The organism is Pseudoalteromonas sp. P1-7a, assembly GCF_001401855.1.
Classification (GTDB): Bacteria; Pseudomonadota; Gammaproteobacteria; order Enterobacterales; family Alteromonadaceae; genus Pseudoalteromonas.
This window is the reverse complement of record NZ_LKDU01000094.1, coordinates 1-516: the sequence shown is the minus strand read 5'-3', so window position 1 is coordinate 516 and position 516 is coordinate 1. Positions and strand designations below refer to the sequence as shown.

At 45.0% G+C, this 516-nt stretch carries 1 protein-coding gene and 3 tRNA genes; all 4 read right to left on the bottom strand.

What is annotated here, in order from left to right; all coding sequences use genetic code 11:
* Nucleotides 1–89: GTP-binding protein (locus AN389_RS19615; protein ID WP_233997923.1), on the bottom strand; the 89-nt coding region annotated here is incomplete at its 3' end.
* 135 nt (nt 90–224) lie between these two features.
* Nucleotides 225–300: transfer RNA gene (locus AN389_RS19610), tRNA-Thr, on the bottom strand.
* 11 nt (nt 301–311) lie between these two features.
* A tRNA-Gly gene (locus tag AN389_RS19605) sits at nt 312–386 on the bottom strand.
* A 45-nt stretch (nt 387–431) separates the two neighbouring features.
* Nucleotides 432–516: transfer RNA gene (locus AN389_RS19600), tRNA-Tyr, on the bottom strand.

Sequence of the window (516 nt, the reverse complement as noted above, 5' to 3'; positions counted from 1 at the left end):
GCAGTTAGTGTAGTTTTACCGTGGTCAACGTGGCCGATTGTACCAACGTTTACGTGCGGTTTTACGCGTTCAAACTTTTCTTTTGCCATGACGGAACCTATCAGTTTTGTGTATCTAGATTACATATGAAAATAATCCACCAGAGGTAGATTAATTTAATTTTTTCAAATTTCAAATAGTTTTTTCTGACAGATAAAGGAAGTATTCAAGGAGATTCTTATGACTGGTGCTGATAGGCAGATTTGAACTGCCGACCTCACCCTTACCAAGGGTGCGCTCTACCAACTGAGCTATATCAGCAACACCATAATTGGAGCGGGCAGCGGGAATCGAACCCGCATCATCAGCTTGGAAGGCTGAGGTAATAGCCATTATACGATGCCCGCTTTAGGAACCTGTTCTTAAACTACCTCTAACCGTCAAGAATAAAGTGGTGGAGGGAGCTGGATTCGAACCAGCGAAGGCTGAGCCGTCAGATTTACAGTCTGATCCCTTTGGCCGCTCGGGAACCCCTCC